This window comes from Paenibacillus sp. JT31N17 (assembly GCF_056269255.1).
On record NZ_JBWDNP010000004.1, the window covers coordinates 38,554 to 58,190 of the forward strand.

Annotated in this window: 14 protein-coding genes and 1 other RNA gene; 11 read left to right on the forward strand and 4 right to left on the reverse strand. The window is 48.2% G+C overall.

Annotation, left to right across the window (positions count from 1 at the left end; genetic code table 11):
• The first annotated feature begins 62 nt into the window (after nucleotides 1-62).
• The 6 genes from smpB to AC0YOB_RS15825 all read left to right on the forward strand — a co-directional run bounded on the left by smpB (nucleotide 63) and on the right by AC0YOB_RS15825 (nucleotide 4,267).
• The gene (gene smpB, locus AC0YOB_RS15800) at nucleotides 63-542 is read left to right on the forward strand and encodes an SsrA-binding protein SmpB (RefSeq protein WP_210045070.1); all 480 of its coding nucleotides are present in this window, start codon (nucleotides 63-65) and stop codon (nucleotides 540-542) included.
• 206 nt (nucleotides 543-748) lie between these two features.
• Nucleotides 749-1,114: a transfer-messenger RNA gene (gene ssrA / locus AC0YOB_RS15805) on the forward strand.
• A 145-nt stretch (nucleotides 1,115-1,259) separates the two neighbouring features.
• On the forward strand, nucleotides 1,260-1,553 hold the full coding sequence (locus AC0YOB_RS15810; RefSeq protein WP_475793593.1) for an AbrB/MazE/SpoVT family DNA-binding domain-containing protein: 294 nt from the start codon (nucleotides 1,260-1,262) through the stop codon (nucleotides 1,551-1,553).
• Between the two features lies 1 nt (nucleotide 1,554).
• Nucleotides 1,555-1,947, forward strand: a complete 393-nt coding sequence (locus AC0YOB_RS15815; protein ID WP_210045068.1) for a type II toxin-antitoxin system death-on-curing family toxin — start codon at nucleotides 1,555-1,557, stop codon at nucleotides 1,945-1,947.
• 344 nt (nucleotides 1,948-2,291) lie between these two features.
• On the forward strand, nucleotides 2,292-2,939 hold the full coding sequence (locus AC0YOB_RS15820; protein ID WP_475793594.1) for a 2OG-Fe(II) oxygenase: 648 nt from the start codon (nucleotides 2,292-2,294) through the stop codon (nucleotides 2,937-2,939).
• A 485-nt stretch (nucleotides 2,940-3,424) separates the two neighbouring features.
• Nucleotides 3,425-4,267 (forward strand): aldo/keto reductase, encoded by an 843-nt coding sequence (locus AC0YOB_RS15825; RefSeq protein ID WP_475793595.1) that lies wholly within the window; start codon nucleotides 3,425-3,427, stop codon nucleotides 4,265-4,267.
• 121 nt (nucleotides 4,268-4,388) lie between these two features.
• Here the strand turns inward: AC0YOB_RS15825 and AC0YOB_RS15830 are convergent, their stop codons facing one another.
• On the reverse strand, nucleotides 4,389-5,180 hold the full coding sequence (locus AC0YOB_RS15830; RefSeq protein ID WP_475793596.1) for a nucleotidyltransferase domain-containing protein: 792 nt from the start codon (nucleotides 5,178-5,180) through the stop codon (nucleotides 4,389-4,391).
• Between the two features lie 510 nt (nucleotides 5,181-5,690).
• Between AC0YOB_RS15830 and AC0YOB_RS15835 the strand changes: the two genes are divergently transcribed.
• Nucleotides 5,691-6,263, forward strand: a complete 573-nt coding sequence (locus tag AC0YOB_RS15835) for a DNA-3-methyladenine glycosylase I (RefSeq protein WP_475793926.1) — start codon at nucleotides 5,691-5,693, stop codon at nucleotides 6,261-6,263.
• Nucleotides 6,264-6,698: 435 nt separating this feature from the next.
• Here AC0YOB_RS15835 and AC0YOB_RS15840 read toward each other — a convergent pair whose 3' ends face one another.
• The 3 genes from AC0YOB_RS15840 to AC0YOB_RS15850 form a co-directional block, all read right to left on the reverse strand.
• A complete protein-coding gene (locus AC0YOB_RS15840) occupies nucleotides 6,699-8,474 on the reverse strand; it encodes a flotillin family protein (protein ID WP_475793597.1) in 1,776 nt (591 codons plus the stop codon).
• 918 nt (nucleotides 8,475-9,392) lie between these two features.
• Nucleotides 9,393-14,093 carry an endo-1,4-beta-xylanase gene (locus AC0YOB_RS15845; RefSeq protein WP_475793598.1) on the reverse strand — a complete coding sequence of 1,567 codons (4,701 nt, stop codon included), beginning with the start codon at nucleotides 14,091-14,093 and terminating at the stop codon, nucleotides 9,393-9,395.
• Between the two features lie 417 nt (nucleotides 14,094-14,510).
• Nucleotides 14,511-15,428, reverse strand: coding sequence for an aldo/keto reductase (locus tag AC0YOB_RS15850; protein ID WP_475793599.1), 918 nt, complete (start codon nucleotides 15,426-15,428; stop codon nucleotides 14,511-14,513).
• 430 nt (nucleotides 15,429-15,858) lie between these two features.
• Here AC0YOB_RS15850 and AC0YOB_RS15855 point away from each other — a divergent pair, with 430 nt between their 5' ends.
• From AC0YOB_RS15855 to AC0YOB_RS15870, 4 genes are all read left to right on the forward strand, one after another.
• Nucleotides 15,859-16,857, forward strand: a complete 999-nt coding sequence (locus tag AC0YOB_RS15855; RefSeq protein WP_475793600.1) for an N-acetylglucosamine kinase — start codon at nucleotides 15,859-15,861, stop codon at nucleotides 16,855-16,857.
• A 107-nt stretch (nucleotides 16,858-16,964) separates the two neighbouring features.
• Nucleotides 16,965-17,924 carry a zinc-binding dehydrogenase gene (locus AC0YOB_RS15860; protein ID WP_475793601.1) on the forward strand — a complete coding sequence of 320 codons (960 nt, stop codon included), beginning with the start codon at nucleotides 16,965-16,967 and terminating at the stop codon, nucleotides 17,922-17,924.
• Between the two features lie 68 nt (nucleotides 17,925-17,992).
• The gene (locus tag AC0YOB_RS15865) at nucleotides 17,993-18,385 is read left to right on the forward strand and encodes a type 1 glutamine amidotransferase family protein (protein ID WP_475793602.1); all 393 of its coding nucleotides are present in this window, start codon (nucleotides 17,993-17,995) and stop codon (nucleotides 18,383-18,385) included.
• Nucleotides 18,386-18,443: 58 nt separating this feature from the next.
• Complete coding sequence (locus tag AC0YOB_RS15870) at nucleotides 18,444-19,529, forward strand: LacI family DNA-binding transcriptional regulator (protein ID WP_475793603.1); 1,086 nt, start codon at nucleotides 18,444-18,446, stop codon at nucleotides 19,527-19,529.
• Nucleotides 19,530-19,637 lie beyond the last annotated feature (108 nt).

Genomic DNA, 19,637 nt, shown 5'->3' on the forward strand with positions numbered 1-19,637 from the left:
CAGGAGTTCATTTTGCAGCCGAAGGACATGATGATTGTATCTTGAGTAAAGAGGTGATTGGCATGGGCAAGAAAAGTGACGGGAAACAACTGGCCCAGAACAAGAAGGCTTCCCATGACTATTTCATCGAGGATACGTTTGAAGCGGGCATTGTGCTCATGGGAACCGAGATCAAGGCGCTGCGCCTGGGAAAAGCGAACATAAGCGACGCGTTTGCAACCATCCGCAACGGTGAGATTTTCATTCACAACATGCATATCAGCGCTTTCGAGCAGGGCAACCGGTATAATCCGACCGATCCGACGCGTGCGCGCAAGCTGCTGCTGCATAAAGCGCAGATTCACAAGCTGCTGGGCCTGTCGAAGCAGGATGGATATTCAATTGTGCCGCTCAAGATTTATGTGCGCAATGGATATGCCAAGCTGCTAATTGGGCTGGGTAAGGGTAAGAAGCAGTATGACAAACGCGAGACGTCAGCCAAGCGGGATGCACAGCGGGATATCCAACGGGCTTTGCGCGAGAAGCAGAAGGTGGCAAGGTAGCGGTGCTGGTTAATATGGCGGCGGAAACCAAGCTTTCCAGAAAGACATCTGATCTTTCCTGATCAAATGTGTTATACTATAGAAGTATTAACGAATGATTAACTTTTGCTCGAAGCGTTGAAGCTGATCGGAGTGAAGGATCGGCGACATGTCTATTGAGCGTCTCGCCTGCTAGACGGTGGCAACGATGCCGTTTATGCAACATTGGGGGCGTTTATGGATTCGACGGGGATAGTTCGAGCACGGGTTGCGGGTAGTGGGGACGCGTCCGCTTTATCAACGCTAAAGCCTATTAAATGGCAAAACTCAAAACAACTACGCTTTAGCAGCCTAAGAAACTGTTGGCGTGCTTCTACCCAGCATCGTCCATGTGACTGGGATAGGGGCTAACATATAGTGGAATACGCTGTCTCATCTCCGCCTGCGGTGAGCTGAAGAAGACAATCAGGCTGACCTTGGCGATAGCCTGTTGCGGGGCGCTTGCTAAGGTGACATCAAAACCGTGACTATACCCGTAGATGCCTGTGTGGCGTTATTTTCGGACAGGGGTTCAAATCCCCTCGCCTCCACCAAATGCAGAACCCGACCGCAAGAGGTCGGGTTTTTGCTTTATAATTGAGCAGAAATTTGCTAGTATGTATATACCGTTATAACAGTTATAAGTTATAAGGTATAACCTATTAAGTGAAGGGTATACTTATAGAGAGGGGAATATCAATGAATGGTGTGGTCAAAGTGACAAATGATAAACCGAATGTGATGCGTTATTCCCGCAAAATAGGGCGAATGGGCAACAGCCTGGGAGTAAGCTTGCCGAAAAGGCTTGCTGAAAAATTAAATGTCTCACAAGGTGACGAGATCGAATTTATTGAGAATGATCGCGGTGAAGTGGTATTGAAAAAGGCGAGGCAAGGTCAAATCCCCGATAATGTAAGACCAGAGGTTCTTGAAGCTTTCTTTGACGTATTTGAAGAGGACGAAGGTATCCTAGAGGATTTAAGAGACCGATGATATGACAACATTTCTGACCAAAGAAGAGATTATTTCAGCCCACTACTTCATGATGAAAAAAATGAACGACGCAGACCAAGCGGGTGTGAAGGATCACGGCTTGCTGGAATCTGCGGTACATAGACCGCAGCAAAGTGTTTTTGGGGAAGATGCTTATCGAAATTTATATGACAAAGCTGCAGCCTTACTAGAGTCTCTAGTGAAGAATCATTGCTTCCACAATGGCAATAAACGGACAGCCTATCTGGTTACAAAATCATTCCTTATGTTAAATGGAAAACATCTAAGAATGGAACGTGAATATGCAGTGGAGTTTATTGTAGATATTGCAAAAGGAATATGTTCGTTGGAGACTGTTGCATATATTTTGAAAGAACATTCTGTAGACAGATGATTCACAGGGTGCTTGCTAAGGTGACATCAAAACCGTGACTATACCCGTAGATGCCTGTGTGGCGTTATTTTCGGACAGGGGTTCAAATCCCCTCGCCTCCACCAAATGTAGAACCCGACCGCAAGAGGTCGGGTTTTTCTATTGCTTTAAATTGTGTCGCCAACTTAAAACACCATTATAATTTTTTTATAACAAAGTTTTAGCTGCGGGGTTCTCTTGTTTTTTCATCCTGTTTTAGGTTATCAGTCAGCTTGATTATTTTGATTTTTCTGAATATAGTTGGGCAAATAGTTCCATTTTATGGTATCGTTTATGATGGATGTCTTAATTAGGGGCTGTAAAAGATGACAGGGGATACGACTGAGAAAGAACGGACGATATTTGATCATACTGGAAATACGATCAAGACAGAAGATCGAGAGATTCGAATCCTTGCCAGGTACGAGGAACCTCTGGTTGTCGTACTAGGAAATGTGCTTAGCAATGAGGAATGCGATGAGCTGATTAAACATTCCAGAGATCAATTGCAGCGTTCAAAAATAGGCGGAGATCATGTAGTCAATCAAATTAGAACGAGCAGCGGGGTGTTTTGTGAGGGGAATGAGACGATTACAAGAATCGAGAAGCGATTCTCTCAAATTATGAATATTCCTATCGAGCATGGTGATGGCTTGCAAGTTCTGCTGTATACCCCTGGCGAAGAGTATCGTCCTCATTATGATTTCTTCGCAGAAACGAGCCGAGCAAGTGCCAATAATCGAATTAGTACGCTCGTGATGTATTTGAATGATGTGGAGGAAGGGGGAGAAACGGCATTCCCTTTACTTAATATTTCTGTTATTCCTAACAAAGGCATGGCGGTCTACTTCGAATATTTCTACAGTAGTCATGAATTAAACGATTTCACCTTGCATGCAGGTACACCAGTAATCAAAGGGGAAAAGTGGGTTGCAACGATGTGGATGAGAAGACAAGCCTTGCGCTTCTCCTAGATGAATAATCATGTATTGAGTGATTGGGAAGCAATTGAAAGTCAGGCCGTTATTAATTCCAGTTACTCACAAGTAACATCAAGACTCTGACTACACCCGTAGAACCTGTGTGGCGTGATCTTCGGAGAGGGGTTCAAATCCCCTCGCCTCCACCAATACCATGAGAAAGAGCAGCGTTCCAGGTGCTCTTTTTGCGTTCTAATTAATCAACGAAGCATACACCTTCTCAAGGTAAGCAATAGATGCATATTCCGCCTCTTCTTTTAATACGAGTCCATCAGAATGTTGATGCAAGCGTTTATAGATGTGGATCGTACTTTTTAACGCATGGTAGCAACTCTCCTTCTTGTTCCATGTCCATCACCTTATTCATCGGAAGATTCTCCTTAATTTAACTGTTATAGCACAAAACTGGCAGGTAGAATTTTGCTTAAGCGGCGAAGCTATGCTATCTTTTTATTAAGAAGGTAAAGGGGGTTGTTTATTTGAACCAGACTATTCCGGAAAAGCTATTGAACGATGGTTTGAGAGTACCAGTCATTGGATTTGGCACTGGTGGTTTTAGGGGTGCAGCTGGAGTGAAGGTGATTGCAAGCGCGATAGATGCAGGATTCCGTCTGATTGATACAGCGTTCAACTATGAGAATGAGGGGACTGTTGGACAGGCTGTCCGCCAGAGTTCTGTAGCGAGAGAAGAACTGTTGATCTGCTCGAAGCTGCCTGGGCGTCGACAAGCTTATCAGGAAGCCATTGTAACGATTGAGGAGTCATTATATAGAGGAGGGCTGGATTATTACGATCTATATTTGATCCATTGGCCTAATCCCAAAATTGATTTATATGTGGAAGCTTGGCAGGCGATGATTGAAGCTAAGAAGCGGGGCTATATCCGTTCCATCGGGGTCTGCAATTTCCTGCCGGAGTACAACGAACGTTTGATTCGGGAGACCGGGGTTGCACCAAGTATAAATCAAGTTGAACTCCATCCCTATTTCAATCAAGAGCATCAGCGTGCGAAAGATGCTGAATTAGGTATCGTAACGGAATCGTGGAGCCCTCTGGGCCGCGGTCATAGCATGCTGAAGGATGAAAAGATTGGAGCAATTTCTGCGGCTCATGGGAAGACAAACGCACAAACGATTTTGCGTTGGCATATCCAACTTGGAGCGCTTCCGATCCCGAAGGCTAGTTCTTTAAAGCACCAGACTGAGAATTTAAATATTTTTGATTTCGAATTGTCGGAAGAGGAAATGAAAGCAATCTCAGCGTTCAGTAGTGAGGACGGACGCTTATGGGGGCAGGATCCAAAAACGCATGAAGAGTTATAATACGCAAGCGTGACTACACCCGTAGAAACCCATGTGGCGTTCCATCGGAGAGGGATTCGATCCCCCTCACCTCCACCAATACCATGAGAAAGAGCAGCATTCCAGGTGCTCTTTTTGCGTTCTAATTAATCAACGAAGCATACACCTTCTCAAGGTAAGCAATAGATGCATGTTCCGCCTCTTCTTTTAATACGAGTCCATCAGAATGTTGACGCAAGCGTTTATAGATGTGGATCGTATTTTTTAACGCATGGTAGCAACTCTCGGAACTGTGCAAAGGGATCGTCTTTATTAGCTCTTCTATTTCACTGACGCCATATTGTTCCAGCTTTCTAACTCCTCTGGGAAGTTGGCCATTATGCATCAACACCAAAGGACCCAATACAGTACCGCGAATAAATGTAATATGATCGATTAATTCAAACCATTCCCCTCTTCCTAGCTTCGTTGCGCCGTAATGGATCCAGACCCAGAAGCGGTCCTCTGTCCATTGTGCACTTGGATAAGGATGTGAGGGGGAGGTCTCTTCAAAAATTTTACTGATTTCCTGATCCCTCTCCCATAAAATAAGAGGGTTTTCAATCCGTATATTAAGCTCTTCCAATGTAACGAATTTAAGATCGACATGCAGAGGCTCTGGTCCGTATAAGCAAATAACCAAACGAGGTTCACCAACGTGTTCTCCTGTGAAACCAGAAAGCAGCTTGCCCAATCCTTCTGCAATATCAAGCCGTTGATTCATGACTTGCTCCTGATAGGCAGAGTCGTATACGATGATAAGGTCTAAATCGCTATACTCATCCATGGTCTTCGTCATCATGGAACCGCCTGCAAGGAGGCCCCGAACTCGTTGATCCTGACTGAGCGTTTCCTTTGCTTGATTTATGAATCGTTCGTGCACAGGTAAAAACATATAAAGCACCCCTTGTAATATGACCCATAAAAATGGGTATTACGTCAACTTATCATCTCAAATAAACTTTGTCAATAATAAACGGGACGATACTCGGGTGACATCAAGACTGTGACTACACCTGTAGAAGCGCATGTGACGTAGTCTTCGGACAGGGGTTTGATCCCCCCCCTCGCCTCCACCAAATGTAGAACCCGACTGCAAGAGGTCGGGTTTTTGCTTAATCATAACTTTGCCTGTGGCGAACAACAACTTGCACCGAAGGTTCAAGAGTGAATGTCAGAGCTAAGGTATTAACTGGTCCTACATACATATATAAAATTGCAATATAACAGCAATGAATTTCGGAATTTCTTAGGAGATACAGAATGCCTTGTTATATGTCCATAAGGTTTCTCGCCTTTAACAAGAATGCCCTAGAGTTTTTAATTCTAGAGCAAATTTTATTTTATATGATTTCACTCGCTCGTAGCCCGTATCTTATAGTTTTAGGAAAGGAAGGTGGAATGGATGCCTGTACGTTGCGCTTGGGTCAATGAAGATCCGTTGTATATGGATTATCATGATCATGAATGGGGAGTACCGGTCCATGATGATCAAAAACTCTTTGAGTTACTTCTGTTAGAAGGAGCGCAGGCTGGCTTAAGCTGGTATACAGTACTGAAGAAACGCGAGGGCTATCGGCGAGCCTTCGACGGATTTGATCCGGACAAGGTGGCAGAGTATGATCAGGACAAGGTGGAGGAGTTGATGGAAGATGGGGGGATCATCCGCAATCGCTTGAAGATTCAGTCGGCAATCACAAATGCTCAAAACTTTTTGAAGGTGCGCGAGGAATTCGGCAGCTTTGATGCGTACATTTGGCAGTTCGTCGGTGGCATACCGATTCGTAATCACTGGCGCAACAAAAGCGAGGTTCCGGCGACTACAACGCAATCGGATGCGATGAGTAAGGATTTGAGAAGGCGAGGTTTCAAATTTGTCGGGTCGACGATTTGTTACGCTTTTATGCAAGCCTCTGGAATGGTAAATGATCATACACTGGACTGTGAGTTTATGATTAGAGAAAATTTCCGTGAATAGAGATTCATCCATCCGGGGTAACTGACTTCACTGAAGAACCAATTCACAAACCCGATATCAGATGCTTCAGTAGATTTGGAGCGTCACAATGGTATCGAAGCAGTTCGCAGACATGTATCTTACACCGATGATATAAGCGCCGCTAGCATTGAGCCGCAGCAAAGGCGGGAGGCCAAGTTTCGCAATATTTTGCGGTTTGCCATTTGAACCCTGGACTAGAACATGTAGCATTAGCCCTGCAGTGCCCGGTTTCCTGATGCATACATGTTCTCGTTCTCCTGTATTAACAAGATATAGACGGGTTACCAAAGAACTTATCATGCGCCTCTATATAATTTTTATTTTTATCAGCGTAGAAATGTCCGTCCAAGCTGGGCGTACAAATCAAAAGCGGTGACAAGAAGTCAGCCTTTGTTTTTATACATCCCTCTATGCCTACTCAACTTCAGGCCCTTCAACTTTATTTGGATTGAAATTTTTCAGAACAGCTTCTAATGCCTTCGAATCTACCCCTTCGAGACTTTTCAGGAGATTAGGAAAGCTGACCGGATCGTAGGCTTCCCCACTAAGACGGCCTTTTGTTAATCCTGAGAGTACATCGGACAATTTTATGCCAGTCATATCCTCAACAACTTCAGGCAGGAATTTCATAAGGTTTGTTACTTGACCTGTGATTTTCCCCATACCACCTCCACCTTCACTATTGGTGTCGATAATCGTGATTTTATCGATGTTGCCCATTGGTTCGGCAATCTTACCAGCGATTTCTGGGAGAACGGCAGTAATAAGTTCGACGAAGCGAAGTTGGCCAAGTTTCAAAGCTGCTTCAGCTAGACCCATTTCTTTCTCTACCTCGGCTTTAGCCTTAGCCTCGAAAACCCTAGCTTCTGCAATACCTTTAGCTTCGATAGCGAATGCTGTTGCTTGACCCTCAGCACTCAAGTTGTCGATACGGGCTTTTTCAGCTGCGGCTTCCATCTCGCCCTGTGCTTTGAGGATTTCCGTTTTGGAGATCTCAGCATCAGCGGTAGCTTTACCTTTCGCGCGTTCTACATCAGCGGCTGCGGTTCCTTTAGCCCGTTCTGCTTCTGCTTCAGCAGTCGCCCGGGCTTTTTTGGCATTGGCGTCTGCTTCAGCCTGCAAACGCAGTGATTCGGCATCAGCAGCGGCTTTTGTTTCTTGCTCAATACGAGCGGCTTCGGCATCCTTAGTACGCCGGTAAAGGTCAGCATCGGCTTGTTTCATTACCGTTCCTTCCAGCTCTTTCTGCCTGCGGAGGGACTCCTTTTCCGCTAATTCGATATCTTTCTCTTTCTGGATTTGCTGCGCCTTCATCTTCGCTTCAATGACGGACTGTTCCGAAGTAGCTTGCTGAATACCATAAGCTGCATCTGCTACAGCTTTTGCCGTATCCTGCTCTTTTTTAAACGCTGCCTTTTTCAGTTCCATATCCTTTTCAGCTTCAGCAATGGCCGTTTCTTTTGTGATCTCTGCACGACGCGCATGTTCATCATTTTGCGCTCTTTTTACAGCAGCTTCTTTATTGGCCTCCGCTTCGGCGATCTGTGCATCACGTTTGACAGCTGCAATACGGGGTTTACCAAGAGCATCAAGATAGCCGTTTTTGTCCCGTACATCCTTGATTGTAAAAGAGACAATGGTAAGACCCATTTTTTTTAAGTCGATGTGGGCTACCTCTTGCACCTCAGAAGCAAACTTCTTGCGGTCCTTGTAGATCTCCTCAACAGTCATTGATCCAAGAATCGAGCGAAGATGGCCCTCTAGAACTTCCTGCGCTTCAAGTCTGAGTGACTCAACGGGTTTACCAAGATACTGCTCGGCCGCCGAGAAGATATCTTCCATTGTCCCGCCGACTTTAATGATAGCGGTTGCATCCGCCATGATCGGTACCCCCTCCTCCGTGTAGACTTCAGGAGTCGAAACATCGATTTTATGCGAAAGCAGACTTATCGCCTGTGCCCGCTGGAAAATCGGTAAGACGAAGGTTCCGCCGCCACTTATGATCTTCACCCTACGTGGATTTGTAGAATCGGGATCAGATGAAATAACATTCCTATTGCCGAGATAGCTGCCTGTTACGATGAGAGCCTGGTCTGGAGAGACTGTTTTGTATTTTGAAATAAAAGTCAAAAAACCCACAACAAGAATTAGAACCACTAACCCGCCACCAATAAGAATGGGCATCGACATTAAAAAACCTCCTCATAATCAATTTAATTTACTTACTTGATAGACACCTTCACTAGTGATAGTTACAACCACTACTCTCGTATTTACGGGTAAGTCTTCACCGTCGAAACTCGACGCTATCTGGTTGGACCGGGCAAGCTTCGCATTCATAAGAATCTCACCAAATCCTTTGGCAGGTACAAGAGAAACTACTGTAGCAATACTACCCACATGACTTGTACGAGAGATTGATGTGGAACTTTGTACCTTTCTCAATGGGACTATAACCAGAAAATGGATTATAATAGTAAAGCCAAACGATATTGTCGAAGTTAATATCCAATTTTCTATTATCAATCCCAGCCCTCCGAAGGTGACAAAGAGACAAGCGAGAGAGAATGTTTCCACCCCGATGTGACTTCCTAATTCAAACCCGAATAAGCCTAAGGCCACCAGAAGCACACCTATGACGAGACAAATAACATATAAGTCCATGATAACCACCCCTCAACCAAACTTTTAATTTATTCCCTATAATGTAAAGTAAGAACATTCCTTTAATCTTCTCATAAAGTTGAGGTAAATGTAAGTTAGATTTTGAAAAGAGGGAGCTTTCCAGAAAGCCCCCAGTTCCTTTACAGAAAACCTTATCATTAAAGATCTATTCTGGCATTAGGGGAGGTATGTATTTGTCCGAGTGGGAATCCATGATAATAAATCCAGACAACGATCAAATCCCATCACTGTTTCGCCCAACAAGATCATCGAGCAGTTGAAGGATGAACGTAAAAAAACCAGAATGAGCCCAGCCATTTGTAAGATGGCTGGGCTCATTTGTTATTTACACTTGCGGGCTTAAGCTTTATTTACACGCGTGTTTTCATGGGTGAGAGGAAGGGGCTGCGCCCCCTCCTGCTTGATCGGCTTTCATAGCTGGGATTACAGATTCCAGATGCGGTACAGGATAACCGCCGCTTCAGCGCGGGTGAGCGATTCGTTTGGCGCAATCATGCCGTTCCTGCCGTTCACAACTCCGGATCTTACCAGACCTGCAGCGCTGTCTTTGGCGTAAACAGAAATGCTTGCCGCGTCAGGATAAGCGTCTAAGGTTCCGCTGGCATCGAGCTGCTTGCCGGCTGCCGCCAGCGCGCGTGTCGTCAGTACCATCATATCTTGACGGGAGATATTGCGGCTTGGTTTAAATGAATTGTCTCCAAAGCCGGTGGCGATTTCCAGCTCCTTCGCAATGACCAGCTCATCATAATAATAGGCGGTTTTCTGGACATCGCTGAACTTCGCTTCATTCTTGCCTGTACCGTGCAATTCAAGCGCTCTTACAAGAAGGGCGATGAAGTCCGCTCGCTTGATGGAAGCTGCAGGAGAGAAGCTGTCCTCGGATGTTCCTTTGATGACCTCGCGGGCTGCCATGGCGTCAATCGCTTGCTTTGCCCATGGGACATTCTTCAGGTCTCCGAAGGTTTTGATGACGGAGGTCACAGCATAGGTGCTGAAGTGGGTCGTTTGGAATACAACTGTTCCGGTTGCTGCATCATATCGGCCGTTCGGGACCGATGTCACTTCGCCATTGTCAGCGATGTACCAAACGACAATCGAATCCGGATTGCTGAGCTCTTCTGCTGTCGGCGTGTAAGGAACAGATATCGTTACAGGCGCATTCGGATTGTTCCAAGCGATGACTTTGTCACCGGCTACCACGCTCAGATCCAGTACCGGACGGTCACCGATCTGTTCTCGGGCAGCTGCGTCCAGATTGACTGTCGAAGCCTTGGCTACGCGGATGGATACTTGCTCCGGATTCTCAGTCACATTGGACAGCATCTTGCCTGGAATTTCAATCGTTGCATGTTCTGTCTTCATCAACAGCACGAAGTTTTCTTGACCCTTCAAGCTTTGAGACGGCAACTGCACTTCATATGAATTTGCATCCGCTTGCTTCGGCACTTCGATTACGATATGTTTCTTGCCGTTTGCTGCTGGAGCAGCCTGTTCAAGCGCGCTTTTCAGATTTTCAGCGGAAACGACGCCTGTTACTTGGCCGCCCACGTTCTTCACTTCAGGGAGGATCGTAACATTGCCGTCTTTGACCTCAACGTTTCCTGTCGACGGGTTATATCCGTAGCCAATTGAGCCGCCCGGATTAACGGGATCAACAGGATCAACGGGATCAACAGGATCAACGGGATCAACGGGATCAACGGGATCAACAGGATCAACAGGATCAACGGGATCAATGGGATCAACAGGATCAACGGGATCAACGGGATTGCCGGTGAGGGTCAGTACGCCGTACACGGAAGTGTCCATGTAACCATTGCCTGTCGTATCGTTCCATGCGGCAACGCTTTGACGGGCGCCGTCCTTAGCGTCATTGATCTGTAAGTCAAAACCCAGTTTCTTATCGGTTCCTGGTGTTACCTTTTTGAACGGAATCTTCACTTCAACCGTGTAATTTGTACCGGAAACCTTGGTTGCCGATACGAAACCGTCTGCGATGCCCGGCGGATTGAATGAAGTCTCATTGTCGAAGTTAACTCTGTATTGTCCATCGTCATCCTGATAGAACGATGTCTTTGCATTGTTTTCGTCCAGGAAGATTTCGATGGAATCCTGTTCATAGGCAGCTGCGTTAGTTTTGTCAAGCTGCGCGTCGCTGACCTGGATCAGAACATACAGGTTTTGATTATCCCAGAGAGCTTTTGCTGCTCCGGTCGCACCTTGCCACGCCATCTGATAGTTATTAACCGGTATTTCAGCCGATTCGCTCCAGACAGCGTCAACAGCACCGTCGATTGAAGGCGTAGCAAAATTAGCGGTGGATTGCTTGGCTTCTGCCAATACAGGCGGATGCTCCTCCATAAATTTATCCGGATCAATTACACCGTAGTAAGCCGGTTTGGCCTGCAGGTCCTTATCAAACAGCAGCGGATTATTAGCGGCTCTCCAGCTTGAACTGTCATCCAGTCCCCAGAAGGTTACCCGCTTGATACTTGCCGCGTGGACCTTGAAGATGTCAAACAGCTGAGCGTACAAGTAGCCTTGGGCATTCGCAAGCTGCTCGGGGAGCTGGTTGCTGCTGCCTGCCTGAATGTCAAGCTCGGTTATGCTTACTTCTACACCTAAGGAAATAAACTTCTCCAGGGACAATTTAACATTGTCCGGGTTCGTGTTTACATTGTAGTGCCCCTGCATGCCGACGCCGTCGATGAGGAGTTTGCCAGGGTGAGACAGCGCATACCTATCATTGATTTCTTTGACCATGCTGTAAATGGCCTGAGATTTACTTTGATTATCTTCGTTATAATCATTGTAATAAAGCTTGATATCCCATTCCGGATGCGCGTCCAGCACATCTCTTGCCGCCAGGAACGCCTGCTCCACATAATCCTGTCCGATGGCAGTATACCAAGGGGATTGACGCAGTGAAGCTTTCCAATCCGATGGGTTGGGAGGGTTATCGTTCATCGCTTCGTTGACGACGTCCCAAGAGATCATCTTATTGCCGAAATGCTCCATGACCGTTTTGATATGGGTCCTCAAATTGACGAGAGCTTCATCCCTTCCCAAGGGGGAACCGTTGGACGTATTCATCCAAGCAGGCGTCTGCTGATGCCATACCAGCACATGCCCATGCATCTGCAATCCCTCGGCCAGAGCTGTACTCACAAGCGCATCCGCTGAGGTAAAGGTAAAGTTGTCCTTCACAGACTGCAGCTGATCCGGTTTCATCGCATTTTCTGCTGTAGCGGCATTGTGATGCATCTTGAGAAGCTCAAGTCTGACACCTTCCAGATCATCCGACGATATCGCGTTTCCGATCAGGAACTCGTTTTGATAAGCATTCTTGATCGGAGTCAGGTCTTTCTGTATGGCGATCGGGTCCGAACCTGTACGTTCAAAGCTGATATCGTCGATATAGAAGGATGCTGTTTTATTATTGGAGCTTTCCACATAGATGGTCAAAAATTCGTTGCCTGCATCTGTATAACGGTATGTTCCTTCGAACTGAACCCAGCCGTCGCTGGTGCTGATTGTTTTTGGTGTAAGGTTAATATAACTGGGGCTGCTCTGACCAACCTGCGTGGACAGCTGGAGCTGCGAGCTGGCGGGGGAGATCAGCTTGACCCAGAATGAAATTTTATATTCGGAACCCTCATCAACATATTTCTCCACATGCAGTGTCGGCCCATGCCAGGCATCGGATCTGTTCTCTACTTTCAAAGCGTATGAACCGCCGTCGGTATGGTTGGCTTCATTGGTAACGGTAAGCGTTTCGGTGCCTGCACGGCCTTCAAAGCCGCTTGCTGTTTGATCCTCGAAATTTATTGTGGTGAAGTCTAAAGCCGGCGGTCTGGGAGGTTCTTCTTCACCACCGCCTGAAGATGCCTCCTCGGTGATTAATACATCTCCAATGTAGAATGGAACAGCGGCCCCGGCAGAGTTGGATTGAACGCGCAGGCTCGTATCTTTGCTAGTATCAACCGTAAACTCTTTAGTTAAGGTAAAAGCTTCTCCGGCTGCAAAATCTGCGCCCGCCAACCAGCCGTAGCTGCTTACCGTTTGAAGATAAGCTTGCGCGCCGTCAGGCACAACCGCATCAGCGTCAACATAGCCGGTAACGGTTACCGTGTAGGTTTTGCCGTTGGCCAGACCGATGTCGGCGAATTTGAAATCAGCCGCATCGTAGTCATTGAGTCTATTGCTTACAGATAAAGCAGCTCCGTCCGCATTGCCGGCAAATACTTTACCGGTGGCCTGCGTCAGGCTGGCGCTGCCTGATTGTGCAGCAGCTCCCGTGCCGCTTGCAAAGGTTTCGTGATAAACCGTATCTGATTGTTCTGCCGGTGCAGGTCCGCCAACCATTGCAGCGAATTGGCCCAGGGTCGTACTTCTCATCATATAGTGGCGGCCCATAGCGTAGTTCCCTTGATTCGGATAACCTACTTTAAAGGCGTATTTCATGCTGTTCTCCTGTGCTGCTGCCTCTGCGTTCGCATTGAAGGCACCGTAGGGGTAAGCCAAGAGAACAGGGTCCTTGCCCGTGATATTTTTCAGATATGCATTCGCTGCGGCAATCTCGCCATCAGCCTGCTCCTTGGTGATATTGCCCGTCCAAATCTCTCCGGCTGCGCTATCCTCGCTGCCGTTATGCGTCTGGGAATGGTTCTGGAGGCTGACGCCGGGCTCTGCCGCAAGCTCTTGCAATTGCGCCGTCGTCATGCTGTAATTGCCGTTGATCCAATCGCTGACAACGAACTGAACGGATTTCATTCCATATTCCCTCAACACCGGGAGTGCATGGGTAATGAAGTCAGGAGTCGCGTCGTCGAATGTCAGCAGGATCGGCTTATCCGGGGACGGTTCTGTTCCTTCGAGGATATTGACATACTGTTCTGCAGACAAAGTGTCATAACCATTGTCGCTCAGGTATTTCATCTGACTCGTGAAATGATCCACACTTGTATGAGTCCAGTCGTCCGTCGCATTATCGACAATCCGATGATACAATATTACGGGTATTTCCGGCGCTGCGGCTTCCGCGACCGGCGCGAGCCAGCCTGAAGGGACAAGCAAGGTTGCAGCGAGTAAGATCGAGAAGACCTGTTTGAGCTTTCTACTCATTGGATTACATTCCCCCTACAATAATTTTATTTAAGCATATTAAGCGCTTACATTTCTTGGTCTGGTTCTCCTTTCCAGAGCTTTATTATATCGTGTATGCCTAAAACGTTTTACCAGAAGAACTATAGAATATACTGTACTTTTTAAATATTGAGTTGAAATGCGTTATAAAATAAGGTGAATTTGCTGATCCACGACTCGTTGCCGCAGAGTCTCTTCTGTGATGGCTGCTTTTTTCTTTTTGGGGAGGCCTTGAGCAGCTTGCACCGATACCTTCCTGTCAGACGATTATCAAGAGCTCAGTTATCAATCCTAAAAAAATCGAGGAACACCTCTGCAAACTGAAGGATAGAAAAAAGCAGCCTCTGTCCAAAAGGACATGAGGCTGCTGGGCTACAAAAGCTTATGCCTGTATGTTTAAGGAAGCACATTGCCTGCCGCACGATAGATTTCGTACCATTCTTCGCGCGTCAGATAAATCTCGCTAGCTTTGCAGCAATCAATCAGCCGCTCTATGTTCATCGTACCGGTGACCGGCTGCATGTGTGCCGGATGGCGCAGAAGCCACGCGATGGCGATGGTTGTATTGCTGACATCATATTTGCCTGCGATTTCATCGATCTTCTTATTCAACTCCGGGAACTTCTCGCTTCCGAGGAAAACACCCTCAAAGAATCCGTATTGGAAAGGCGACCAAGGCTGGATGGTGATATCGTTCAGCCGGCAGAAATCAAGTATGCTGCCATCGCGGTTTATAGCTGAATCATTTTCCATGTTCACATTCACGCCATTGGAGATCATATTGGCGTTGGTGATGCTGAGCTGCAGCTGGTTGGCCACAAGCGGCTGCTTCACAAACTTCTTCAGCAGCTGGATCTGTGTCGGGTTTTGATTGGAAACGCCGAAATGACGGACTTTACCCGAGCTTTCCAGAATATCAAAAGCCTTTGCCACCTCTTCCGGTTCTACCAGCGCATCGGGACGGTGAAGAAGCAGAATGTCCAGGTAATCGGTTTTGAGCCGCTTCAAGGCACCGTCCACCGATTCTAAAATATGCTCAAGGGAGAAGTCGAACGACCCCTTGCGAATGCCGCACTTGGACTGCAGGATGATTTTCTCGCGAATATCATCGTTCATATGGATGGCATCCGCGAATATTTCCTCGCATGCTCCACCGCCGTAAATATCCGCATGGTCGAAGAAATTCGCACCTTCTTCCAATGCTGTTTGGATAAAGCGTTCCGCCTCGGGCTTGTCCAGTGAATTAATACGCATGCAGCCGACTGCTACGACCGGCACCTCCAGAGTGCTGGTTCCCAGTTTCATTGTTTTCATGAATGAATTTCCTCCTCATTTTGCATGGTGACTCGCGTCCGGGATCTATGTAAGCTTCACGCGGATATTCTGCGTATCCTATATTGATTGTGACACATTAGAACGCTAGTTATCAAGGGTGTGGGTATATTTTTAGCTGATGGGATGCCAACCGCCAGCGAAATTACAAACAATTCCATTATCTGGCGGTCAAATGGGGGTTTATTCAATTCCGATTGGTCTACCCGATCACCCTGTTCCTTGAAGTAAGCCCCTGCGGCGGGAAAGAATGTTTGGTGAGGGCGGTACCTCAGCGCCAACTGCGAGAGAGTACCGTGTCCGGTGCTCTTTTCATTATGCTTCAAGCAGTTGGGCTGACTCCGATTGACAATCTGCCAGGGGAGTTATACATTAGTTTGGTGTAACGTTACACAAAAGTGGGAGGATGCATATGACTTTGCACATGGGATTGGACCAGGGGGGAAGCAAGACGGTCGCAGTCATCTTCGATACGCTGGGCCAGCTGATCTCCAAGGGGACGGGCTACGGCTCCTGCTTTTACTTCGATGGCCTGGAGCATGCGACGGAAGCTATTCGTCAAGCCGTCGAGGCGGCGTTGGAGCAGGCAGGCTGCAAGCTGGAAGATATCGATAGCGTGACGGCAGGCATTGCCGGCGTCAATTGGCTGGAGGAAGAGACGCTGATCCGATCCATGCTGGAGAGGGAATTGGACTGCTCCAAAGTAAAGGTGAGCAACGATTGTCTGATCGCGCTGCGGGCGGGAACGGATACGTCCGATTGTGCGATTATATGCGCCGGAACCGGTCTGAATGTGGCTATACGCAGCAGGGCAGGGGCGGAGCGGGTGTACAGCAGCTACATTGATGAAGACGATCAAGGCGGCAGGGGTCTGGGAAAACGTATCCATCGGGCGCTCTTCGATGCGGAGATCGGCAGGCTTCCTCCGACCGGCCTGACGCAGCGGGTGCTGGACTTTTATCAGCGCGAATCAGCCGAGCAAATTCTTTACGACCTGCCCCGGAACCGGTTGGGCAGGAGTGCCAAGGACATGACCTATCTGCTCTTTGAGCTTGCCGATCAGGGAGATAGAGTCGCCGTCGGTTTGGTAAGCAGCTTTGCCAGAAGCATCAGCCGGTATGTTACAGCGGGAATCATGCAATACGGCATGCAGGGGACCGGGCTGGATGTGGTTTTATCCGGCGGTCTGTTCAAGTCGAAATACCCGCTGCTCCTGGAAACAGTTATTGCGGAAATTAAAGCTGCCGCTCCGCAGGCGCAGATTGTGAATGCCGTCTATGAGCCGGTAATTGGTGCGGTTAAGGGCAGCCTGGAAGCCTTGTACCCTTCAGGCATTCCCTTCGGGGTGCTGGACAATTGTCACCAATCGGCGGAGCTATTCGGGCTGATTCGCCGCATTGAAGGGCAGTAGTATTTGACAATGGTTAAGGAGTTCTGCTAATTTAAATGTGAAACGTTACACACAGGAAAATATATAGAGAGGCGGCGTTTGTCATAACGATACGCGAAAATCAGGTCGTGCGTTTTATAGAGAAGCAGCAAGCCGCGCTTGTTTCATGCGATTGGGATTCCAGCCCGCCAGGCCCTCATGAGGTAATCGGCCGCACTTTGGTTTCTTTGATTTCCTCGGGCTCGGAGCGCGGGGCTTATATGGATTATTTCGGAGGCACCGTCTATCCGGTGGATACCGGCTATGCTGTGGTGATGGAGGTTCTGGAGACCGGAAGCGAAGTGACGAATGTCCGGGCAGGCGATTCAGTTCTCGCTTTTACGCCACATCGCGCTTATAACCGGGTAAACGACGACGAGCTAATACCAATTCCTGCGGGAATGCTGCCTGAGCATGCGGTAATTGGCCGTTTTCCGGCGGTATCGATGACCTCGATGGTTCATACCCGGATCCGCCCGACGGAATCGGTGCTGGTGACGGGGCTCGGGGTGGTCGGCCTCATGTGCGCCCAGGTGATGCAGCATTGCGGCTATAAGGTCTATGCATTCGATCCCAATGAGAAGCGCCGGAATGTCGCATTGTCCTGTGGGCTGCGCCATGTGCATGCTTCCCTGGAGGACGTGCCTGAGGTGAAGGGGACGGCCGGTCTCGCCATGGAATGCTCCGGCCGGGAAGAAGCGGTCTTTTCTCTGGTATCCAATCTGCGCAAAGGAGGGGAGCTGTACATTATAGGAGTGCCTTGGTATCGCTCCACCGATACATTCGCGCATGAACTGCTGTTGAATATTTTTTATGGTTATATTCATGTATTCTCAGGCTGGGAGTGGTCGCTTCCGCGTAAGTCCCGGGAATTCGAGCCGAACAGCAATCATGGCAATATGGTGAAGGCGATGGAGTGGATCAGGGATGGCCTCATCAAGGTTGAAGGTGTTTACAGCATGGAATCCCCTTCGAACTGCGCTGCGGTGTATGAACGTATTGCAAGCGGAACATTAAGCAGGACCTGTGTTGTTTTTGACTGGAGATAGAGGTAAGTCAGGGAACTCTATTTATTAGTTTTGCAAATGAATGGTAAAATAGGAAAAGGGAGATGTCTGTGACTCGCATAGTAAAGGTAACGGTATGGTGCGAGCATAATCAAGACCGGTACGAGCCGGTAAGCCGGGTCTATCCGGATGGCATGCATCAGGCGATTGCCGAAGGCTTCTTGGAAGAGCATGCATTTGAGGTCCGCACGGCAACCCAGGATGAGCCGGAAAACGGTTTAAGCAGAGAGATTCTGGATCAGACCGATGTGCTCGTATGGTGGAGTCATCCGGATAACAACGAGCTGGACGACCGTCTGGCGTTTCCCCATCTATTATCAGAAGGAAATCGGACTTGTTCTGCGAAATGCGGCGCATTGGCTGGCGCCGCAGCCGAATGCAGTCCTGCGGCCGCCTGCGGGCGGATACCGGGAAGGCGCGCCGAAGGAGAATTTATCCCATAGAATATAGCTTTTATGCAAAGGGCAGCGATGCCTTGGCATAGAGACCGGAGGTAACATAATGGCAACAATTAAAGATGTGGCGGAAAGAGCGGGGCTGTCCGTAACGCTCGTGTCGCGTACTCTTAACAATCGCAAAGGAGTGAAGCCAGAGTCCAGAGCCAAAATTCTTCAAGCTATGCGTGAGCTCAATTACGTGCCTAACGGCTTGGCGCGGTCGCTTGTGCTGCAGAAGACCAACACTATCGGAATCGTGCTGGACAACCTGTTCTCGCCTTTCGTCGGGAAGCTGATTAAGGGATTGGAGAAAGGAGCCGCGGACTTTGACAAAGAGAACGCTTATAACGTCATGTACTGCAGCTCGAACGGGGATATCCAGAAGAAGCAAAGGCATCTCTCGTTTCTGACCCAAGGAAGGGTGGACGGGATTCTGATCTATGGAAGCCTTGTATCCGATGACGAGATCATTATGAATTTATCGCAGTCGGGCTTCCCCTTCATCCTGATCGAAAACGATCTGGAGGGAGTCGATGTCAACAAGGTTGTTATCGACAACGTCGATGGCGCTTATCAGGCGACTCAGCATCTCATTGAGCTTGGCCACCGCCGGATCGCCCATGTGACAGGAAACATCAACCTCAAAATCACGCTGGACCGGCTGAACGGCTACATGAGGGCGCTTCAGGACGCACAAATTCCGATTGATCCATCTCTGATTGTCTATCCGGATTTCAGTGTGCCCTTCGAAGGCGAGGCGTCCAGTGAAGCGCATGACGTGTGGAGCACGAATACCTTCTTCAAATGCGGCTACGACAGCATCAAGGAGCTGGCGGGCCGCGTGGAGCGGCCGGATGCGGTGTTCTTCGCGACGGACATCTCCGCTTTCGGCGCGATCAAGGCGCTCGGGGAGATGGGCTTGTCCGTACCCGACGATATATCCATTATCGGATTTGACGATGAGCGGCCGGCGGATTTCGATTGTTATTTCGAGCCGATCAGCACGGTCAGACAGCCGCTGGAGCAAGCGGGATATACGGGGATCAAGCAAATGATCCATAGTTTGCTGCATCCGGAGGCGCCGAAGGAAAGAACCGTACTGAAAACAGAGCTGGTTATCCGCAACAGCTGCAAGGCGAAGCAGGCTTAAAGCTCTGTGAAAAAGAATAAAGCATAGACAATATACGCACCCGCCAGGTCCGTAAAAGGGGCAGGCGGGATTTTTCGTTGCCTTTTGTGTAACGTTTTCTAAAAAGGA